Origin of the sequence: Vibrio sp. SG41-7, from assembly GCF_014164465.1 — a bacterium.
Classification (GTDB): domain Bacteria; phylum Pseudomonadota; class Gammaproteobacteria; order Enterobacterales; family Vibrionaceae; genus Vibrio; species Vibrio splendidus.
Genome location: NZ_JACJFF010000167.1, coordinates 1 through 8,182 on the forward strand (window position 1 = coordinate 1; position 8,182 = coordinate 8,182).

An 8,182-nucleotide genomic window follows, 5' to 3' on the forward strand; every position below is an offset into this window, starting at 1 on the left:
AAGCTTGAGAAAGGATCTGAGACTTAGTCATCTGAGTCGTTTCTTTCGCGAAATCGGTATCTTTAATACGGCTCTTAGATGCGTTAACGTTCTCGTTAATGTTGTCTAAGTTGCTGATAGCGTGGTCGAAACGGTTTTGGAAAGCACCTAGCTCAGCACGGTGGCTATCTACATACTTAAGGGCCGCATCGATTACTGCAACAGATTCTTGTGCACCACCAACTGACGTTACATCAATCGTATCAACCGTTACTTCTTTACCCGCTTGCATGCCTAGTTCACCCGCAAGTGAACCAGAAAACTCAACGCTGCCTTCAACCTTGTTATTACCTGCAAACATTTGTAGGTTGCCGTCTTCAGTTACAGACGCTTTAACAGAATCTTGTTGACCATTGATGTACGTTGCTAGCTCTTCGATGTCATCGCCCGCTTTCGCAGACACATCGATTTCTTGTGCTTGACCGAAGTTATCAGTGAACGACATTTTTAGGTCGTTTGCGCCAGCTTGAACGTTCCAGTCTTTGTCTTTCGCGTTCTCAGTTTGGTAGCTTTTACCACCCATCTGAGCGTTATCAGAGCGCATGTCTTTCAGTTGAAGCATTACCGCTTCACCATTATCCGCACCGATTTGGAATGATTTAGTACCGTGAGTACCGTTAAGCAGCTTATTGCCACCGAAAGACGTTGTTTCCGCGATACGGTTTAATTCGTCATTCAATGCTGTTACTTCTTCTTGAATCGCTACACGCTCAGATTTTGAGTTTGAGCCGTTTGAAGATTGTAGAGACAAATCACGCATACGTTGCAGGATGTTGGTTGTCTCGTTCATTGCACCTTCAGCAGTTTGTGCAATAGAGATACCGTCGTTCGCGTTACGTACAGCAACATCAAGGCCGCGGCTCTGAACGTTCAAACGGTTAGAGATTTGTAGGCCCGCAGCGTCATCTTTCGCGCTGTTGATTTTAGAGCCTGAAGCTAGACGCTCCATTGATGTTTGTTGTGCGCTGTTTGCGTTGTTTAGGTAACGTTGCGCTGTCATCGCTGAAACGTTTGTATTTACATTCACTGCCATGGTGATTTCTCCAATTGATTTTCCGGTATAGCGGTTTCCGACGTCTCGGAAAACCAAGTAGTTCTCTCAAAGTTACTTTTAATAACGGCGTGAATGCTGAAACCTTTAGGAAAAAAACAACAAAATTAACGAAATAGAGAGAAAGGGGAAGAAAGCGTGACTGGCAGTGAAATTATCAAAAAAAGATGAGAAAAACACTAAAGTTGTCGATAAGTCGGTCGAGCGAAAAGTTGTGCTTTTATTAACCAACGGGCTTTGGTTAAGCTGAATTACCTTTATAAGATTTGAGGCAATTTATTAACCCAGTAAGGTTAAAGCAAGATTGGGCGCTTGCTTAGCTTGAGCCAAAATAGTGGTACTGACTTGTTGCAGTATTTGTTGCTTGAGCATTTGAGTGGTTTCTTTAGCGTAGTCGGTATCTTTGATTCGGCTGTTGGATGTCGCCAAGTTCTCATGAACGTTTTCAAGGTTATTGATGGCATGATCAAAACGATTTTGCATTGCCCCTAGTTCAGAACGATGACTATCAACATACTTCATCGCTGTGTCCAAAATAGAGACGGCGCGCTGAGCACCTCCCACATCGGTCACATTGATGTCATCGACTGATTCGTAATAACCCGCCGACATCGAAAGCTCACTGGCTAACGAACCTGAGAAAGAGATCGTGCCTGCAGTGTCTTCGCCAGACATATAGATCTGAAGCTGCCCTTCATCATTGACGGAAGCAGAGACGAGATCCGTTTGACCATTAATATAAGTCGCCAACTCTTCAATATCATCACCTGCTTTAGCATTAATGGTGAGCTCTTGTGGCTGACCAGAACGGTCGGTAAACGACATCGTCATATCATTCTGGTTGGATTTGACTGCCCACGAGTCACTTGCCATGCCATTGGCGACATAGCTAAAACCACCCATATTGATGTCATCGGTGCGCATGTTTTTCAAACCTATCTGCACCGCTTCACCAGAACTGCCACCGATTTGAAATGACGAGCTACCAAAGCTGCCGTTAAGGAGTTTTTTACCACCAAACGAGGTGGTTTCAGCAATTCGATTCAACTCATCATTTAAGGCGGTCACTTCTTCTTGAATAGCCGTCCTTTCCGACTGGCTATTCGAGCCATTGCTCGCTTGCAGCGACAAATCTCGCATACGCTGCATGATATTGGTGGTTTCATTCATCGCTCCTTCTGCTGTCTGCATAATGGAGATACCGTCGTTAGCATTTCGAACCGCAACATCAATGCCTCTCATCTGTGCTTCTAATCGATTCGAGATTTGTAAGCCAGCCGCATCGTCTTTTGCACTATTAATACGGCTCCCTGAAGCTAAGCGCTCCAAAGATTGATTCAGCATGTTATTAGCATTAGAGAGGTTTCTCTGAGCCACTAGCGCTGAAACATTTGTATTAACAGTTATAGCCATAGACCTTCACTTACAAAAAGATGAATAAAACTCACGATTGCTCTTATATCGACCAGTTCATATAAAACTTTAATAAAAAAAGGAGCCCTGAGGCTCCCGTTCTTTACTGCATACGAGGTGATTTACTTAATCGTTAATGCACTCAACATGTCAGTCGAAGGCGCAAAGTAGTAAGCGCCTGTCACTGCTTTAGTAAAGCGAAGCAGTTGGTCTGTTTTACCATCTGTTACGCCGTACATGCTCTCTAGCATCGCATCGAAGTTATGACGAACATTACAGTAAGCAATGAACAGTAAGCCGTGATCGCCCGTAGCGGTACCGTAAGGTAGGCTGTGACGAACAATCTTAAGACCCTTGCCTTCTTCTTTGATATCCACACGGCCAACGTGAGACGCCGCTGGAACATCATCTAGCTCAATAGAGTCCGGTTTAGTGCGGCCAACCACTTTCTCTTGTGCTGAGACATTCAATCGATTCCAAGCTGGCAGGTTGTGCACAAAACGCTGCACCATCACATAACTACCACCAGCGAATTCACCTTCAGGAACAATCGCTACTTCAGCGCGCTGTGCGTCTTTTGGGTTTTCAGTGCCATCAACGAAATCAGTCATGTCACGAGAATCTAGGAAGCGGTAACCGTATGTTTCATCAACTACTTCAACGTCCACAGCTACTTCAGATAGCAATTTACGTAAGATAAAGAAGTGCAGATCGTGTCTATTTGAATGACAGTGAATCAGAACATCAGACAATGTGCTCGGTGCAGTGACATCACCTTCTCCAAGCGCAGGAAAATCAATCAAATCAGAAGGAGCAGCTTGCTCGAACTTATCCCAAAAAGCTTTTGAAAACGCAACCGATGCCGTTAAGTTCGCATCTGGTTGAGTTTGGTTTAGTTCGTCGATTAAACTCGGTAGCTTTTGAAGTTCCGCTAATACGCTAGCAGCGTTCTCATTCACTTTTAGTTGAACATAAAGAGCGAAAGGCCCTGCTTCTGGCAAGATAGCACTTTGAATTTTAGGCTGCTCATTTGAGGTGTTAAGCATAGATTAATCCTTTCATTTTTAGCTTCTAAGTATAATTGTGAATGGGGCAAATGTTTTGATGAAAATCAGTCTTCGTGCTCAACCACTTTAAAGCAATCCCTGGCGGCATGGCTATTGGTTAGATAAAGCGCTAACCATAGGAGCAACAATAGGGTGATAGCATTAGACCAACGGAACCATCCGTTATCTAAATAGATTAAATAAAGTGTATGGGTTCCTTGTGCCAAGATAGCCATCATGGAGACCCAACGTCCCCATGAAACCACTTTATTAAGGCGCTTTCTATCTGGTGATCTGAGTCCAAACAACCACATGAGTAACAAGCTCGGAATACTCAATGCAATCCCAACATAAAACATTTGATGATCTGGATAGATGATTTCGAGGATATCAGTGCCCGACTCTCGGCTTGCACCTGCAACAATGAAAACGACCAAAGCTTTCGCCAGAAATAGCCAACCTAACCATAATAGGATTGGGGCTTTTAAAAAGCCGTCCTTGTCGTATTGTTCTATGGAGTACCGCACAAATCTCACTTTCATTTATTTTCAAACCAACACTTTAACGCAAATCATTCATACTTAACTAGGTTTGCGTTATCTTATTGGTTAATCCGTTTTAATTATCGAACTCAGTATGAAAAAGAAAACTAATACACCATCTGTTGAATCTCAACAAGAAGCACTGAAGATAGCCAAAGCGACGCAAAAGCCAGCTCAAACCAAAGAACAAACCAAGTTGATTGCTCAAGGTATCGAGAAAGGCATCGCACTCTATAAAAAGCAGCAGAAAGAACGTGGCCGCCAAGCCGATAAAGCTAAAAAGCGCGTACAGAAAGAGAAGCAGACTCTACAAGCGAACCAAGACCAAGAACAGAATGTCGACTCGGATAATGAAACAACATCAAATCACGCCAGTAAATTGCCGTGGTTATTATTGTTCGCTAGCTGGATAGGCTTCGCGATTTATTTGATGAAATAACAGGATAAGCGTATGAAAAAGGAATTAATCGCTTTGGCTATGAGTAGCGTGTTACTCGGTTGCACGACACCGACATCAACGCCTCATAGCGAAGCTGCCAACGTGCAAATGGATTACCATGGCGTGATTAATATCGATAAATGTCAGTATAAAGGGGAAGTCACTGGCAGCGAGGGCCATTGGTATAGTTACCTGTTTTACCCAAATGACACCTTGATTCAGGGCGCGATGAATGAGCTCAAGTCAAATACGATTGAGCTAGGTGCAGATACCGTGATATTTACACTTCCCCAAGACTTTTCCACTTCCGTGACTATGTTGGGCACTGCTTATCTGTGTAAGTAGTTAGAAACTGTGTAAGTAGGTAGAAATATAGTTAGATAGCTCAGCGCTCAAATGAGCGAGATGCTACCTCTTCTATTTCTACTTCTACTGCAAAAAAGAAAGCCAGCTTTCGCTGGCTTATGCACTAAATCCAAGGCTTGTTGCTATATCGCCTTTACGCTGGATAACCCATTGACTGTCAAATGGACCCCAGTCGGATAACTGGTAATAGCCATCATTATGACGTCGCCCATCTTGAACAAACATAAGTTCGATACCGATCCCCGGTAACGCCTTGAGTACATCTTGAATAGTACGACGAGGCCAACCCGTTTTTTCGATGAGTTTAGGCACATTTGGCCTATCAAGGCTTTCCACTAACAATGCTAAATATAGCCGCCTTGCAAAAACAGGACTCAACTCCATTGACACCTCCTATATATGTGCAACTCAATTATTTCTTTTTTCGCTGACAACATGTTGAGGTTGATCAATAAGTCTCCAATAGTGACATTTTCTTACTGTTTTTTTTCACTCTATGAAATATTCCTCACTCTATTTTGTCTGAATTGCAGCTTCCTGATAGGATTCAACTCATAACAACGAAATAAAATCACCCAAAGGAAGAACAATGACTATCACTATGTTTGGCATTCCGAACTGCGACACCATTAAAAAAGCAAAGAAATGGCTCGAAGCTGAAGGGATCAAGTTCGAATTTCACGATTATCGCAAACAAGGCATCACTGAAGAGTTGGTTACGACCTTCTGTTCAGAACTTGGCTGGGAACTTGTATTGAACAAACGTGGTACGACTTATCGCCAACTTTCACAAGAACAGAAAGATACATTAACGGAAGACAAAGCCGTGACTCTGCTTGTTGAACAACCAGCAATGATTAAGCGACCAATACTAAAAGTAGACGGTAAGCTTCATATCGGATTTAAAGCAGACCAATACGCCGCTATTTTTGCTTAGAGCACTGTATTTAGATAGACAGACTACTGGACGTTGATCGTTAAATCAGCGCCCTAAAAATTAATGACTAGACGTTTTATTTAAACAAGGAATTCAAGGATGACAGATAGCCCAACTTTGGCTCTGGCAAAAGACCTCATTAGCCGCCAATCAGTAACCCCTGAAGATGCAGGCTGCCAAGATTTAATGATTGAACGCTTAAAAGCACTCGGCTTCGAAATCGAAGTGATGGTATTTGAAGATACGACGAACTTTTGGGCTCGCCGTGGTACAGAGGCGCCTCTATTTGCCTTTGCAGGCCACACTGATGTTGTACCTGCAGGCCCGATTGAACAGTGGCACACCAAACCATTCGAACCGACTATCGTAGATGGTTTCCTACACGGTCGCGGCGCGGCAGACATGAAAGGCTCTTTGGCTTCAATGATCGTTGCAGTCGAGCAGTTCATTGCTAAACACCCAGACCACACAGGCTCAATCGGTTTCCTTATCACGTCAGATGAAGAAGGTCCTTTCATCAACGGTACGGTTCGTGTTGTGGAAGCACTAATGGCCCGTGGTGAAAACATCGATATGTGTATTGTTGGTGAACCATCAAGTACTGAGTATGTTGGTGACGTTGTGAAGAACGGCCGTCGTGGTTCTATCACTGGCGATCTCACGATTAAAGGCACACAAGGTCATGTTGCCTACCCTCATCTAGCGAACAATCCAGTACACAGCTCTCTGCTTGCGATCAACGAACTGGCTACTACCGAGTGGGACAAAGGTAATGACTACTTCCCACCAACCAGCTTCCAGATCCCAAATGTAAGTGCGGGCACGGGTGCGTCAAACGTCATTCCTGGTGAATTTAATGTTCAGTTTAATCTTCGCTTTAGTACAGAATTAAACAACGACATCATCGTTGAACGAATCACAAATACACTCGACAAGTACGATTTCGAATACGATTTGAAATGGACATTCAATGGCGACCCGTTCTTAACAGACGCAGGCTCACTGCTTGATGCTATTGTGGATGCCGTTGGCCACGTTAATGACGTAAAACCAGCACTACTGACTACAGGTGGTACATCAGACGGACGCTTTATTGCGCGCATGAAAGGGCAAGTCGTAGAGCTAGGTCCGGTTAATGCAACCATTCACAAGGTTAACGAATGCGTGAAAGTGGCTGACTTAGAGAAGCTAACCGACATGTATGAGAGAACATTAGTGAACCTGTTCGCTAAATAGTTCTTTGATCAGCGATTGATAGCCTCTAATTATTGAGAGACGCGTTATGACACCAGAGCAGCTTACCGGGCAATCAGATTCTCATCTGGAACCTAACCTGATTGGCACCAAGACATTCTTGGTTCACTGTGATGTCAAAGATAACCTAAACAGTTTGATTGAAGCTGCTCAACTCGCTGGCTTTAAAATGGAGATTGCCAGTGGCTTTCGCGACTATGAAAGGCAATCTCGGATTTGGAACCGTAAGTTTTCTGGTGAAGCGCCAATATTAGACTCAGAAAGCCAACCACTTGATGCATCAACACTTAGTGAACATCAAAAGTTGTCAGCGATACTGAGGTGGTCTGCACTGCCTGGGGCGAGTCGTCACCATTGGGGATGTGACTTTGATGTCTTTGCTCGTAATCACTTACCTGAAGGCACACAGCTGCAACTGGAACCATGGGAATACCTTACGGGCCACCAGCAAGCGTTTTACCAATGGCTTGTTGCCAATGCATCTCAATATGGGTTTTTCTTCCCTTACAGCCAAGACCTCGGCGGTGTCGCGATCGAACCATGGCATATCAGCCATCGAAAAGTATCGGAGTTGTGTTTATCACAGTTATCTCCTTCTTTACTTGGCAAGCAACTCCAATCTAAGCCAATATTAGGGTATGAGATTATTATGGAGCAGCTAGACGAGATCTATGCGCGCTTCGTGGCGAATATCAGTCATTAGGAGCGCTTATGTTGGAGTGGCTTACAAACCCTTGGGTGATCATCATCATCGTGGTTAGTGTTGTGGTGGGTAATATTGCTGCGCTCAAACAGACTGCCAATATGGATCTGACTGGTCGTAACAAAACAGAGAAAGACTTAGACAAACTCAATCAATTGGATAAACAGAACCAAGAGAAAGCTCAAAAAGATGAGTCTACGGACAACAAAGACGCTTAATTTTGTAGCTCTAAGGAGCCAATCTAATTTGCTAATAATCCGCTGACGACTAGGGCGTGTTGATCTTTCGTGAGTGTTTTTTGAACAGCATGGTAAAGAGTTATAATTTGCTTCGCCAAAAGTAAAACCATAACCAATACCATGCCAAGAACAATGCTAACTGATATTCGCTGG

11 protein-coding genes are annotated in these 8,182 nt (G+C 43.8%); 6 read left to right on the forward strand and 5 right to left on the reverse strand.

Going from position 1 to position 8,182, the window contains the following annotated elements; genetic code table 11:
• The 4 genes from H5300_RS24290 to H5300_RS24305 form a co-directional block, all read right to left on the reverse strand.
• Positions 1-1,072, reverse strand: a 1,072-nt coding sequence (locus tag H5300_RS24290; RefSeq protein ID WP_182797114.1) for a flagellin, incomplete at its 3' end; no start/stop codon positions are given.
• Positions 1,073-1,369: 297 nt separating this feature from the next.
• Positions 1,370-2,503: a flagellin gene (locus tag H5300_RS24295; protein WP_182797115.1), complete on the reverse strand. Its 1,134-nt coding sequence runs from the start codon at positions 2,501-2,503 to the stop codon at positions 1,370-1,372.
• A gap of 122 nt (positions 2,504-2,625) precedes the next feature.
• Positions 2,626-3,549, reverse strand: a complete 924-nt coding sequence (locus H5300_RS24300; RefSeq protein ID WP_102463645.1) for a Dyp-type peroxidase — start codon at positions 3,547-3,549, stop codon at positions 2,626-2,628.
• A gap of 65 nt (positions 3,550-3,614) precedes the next feature.
• Positions 3,615-4,091 (reverse strand): DUF2919 domain-containing protein, encoded by a 477-nt coding sequence (locus tag H5300_RS24305; RefSeq protein ID WP_182797116.1) that lies wholly within the window; start codon positions 4,089-4,091, stop codon positions 3,615-3,617.
• Between the two features lie 94 nt (positions 4,092-4,185).
• On the opposite strand from H5300_RS24305, the gene H5300_RS24310 reads away from it, so the two are divergent.
• Together H5300_RS24310 and H5300_RS24315 are read left to right on the forward strand one after the other, a co-directional pair.
• Positions 4,186-4,530, forward strand: a complete 345-nt coding sequence (locus H5300_RS24310; RefSeq protein WP_017084123.1) for a DUF2956 domain-containing protein — start codon at positions 4,186-4,188, stop codon at positions 4,528-4,530.
• 12 nt (positions 4,531-4,542) lie between these two features.
• Complete coding sequence (locus H5300_RS24315) at positions 4,543-4,875, forward strand: DUF4156 domain-containing protein (RefSeq protein ID WP_017084124.1); 333 nt, start codon at positions 4,543-4,545, stop codon at positions 4,873-4,875.
• Between the two features lie 117 nt (positions 4,876-4,992).
• Here the strand turns inward: H5300_RS24315 and H5300_RS24320 are convergent, their stop codons facing one another.
• Entirely contained in the window at positions 4,993-5,280 is a 288-nt protein-coding gene (locus tag H5300_RS24320; protein ID WP_004734273.1) for a helix-turn-helix domain-containing protein, read from the reverse strand.
• Positions 5,281-5,485: 205 nt separating this feature from the next.
• On the opposite strand from H5300_RS24320, the gene H5300_RS24325 reads away from it, so the two are divergent.
• From H5300_RS24325 to H5300_RS24340, 4 genes are all read left to right on the forward strand, one after another.
• Positions 5,486-5,833, forward strand: coding sequence for an ArsC family reductase (locus tag H5300_RS24325; protein ID WP_017079437.1), 348 nt, complete (start codon positions 5,486-5,488; stop codon positions 5,831-5,833).
• 99 nt (positions 5,834-5,932) lie between these two features.
• Positions 5,933-7,069: a succinyl-diaminopimelate desuccinylase gene (gene dapE, locus H5300_RS24330; protein ID WP_017090166.1), complete on the forward strand. Its 1,137-nt coding sequence runs from the start codon at positions 5,933-5,935 to the stop codon at positions 7,067-7,069.
• A gap of 46 nt (positions 7,070-7,115) precedes the next feature.
• A complete protein-coding gene (locus H5300_RS24335) occupies positions 7,116-7,790 on the forward strand; it encodes a M15 family metallopeptidase (RefSeq protein WP_182797117.1) in 675 nt (224 codons plus the stop codon).
• A gap of 8 nt (positions 7,791-7,798) precedes the next feature.
• Complete coding sequence (locus tag H5300_RS24340; protein WP_004734277.1) at positions 7,799-8,008, forward strand: DUF2897 family protein; 210 nt, start codon at positions 7,799-7,801, stop codon at positions 8,006-8,008.
• Positions 8,009-8,182 lie beyond the last annotated feature (174 nt).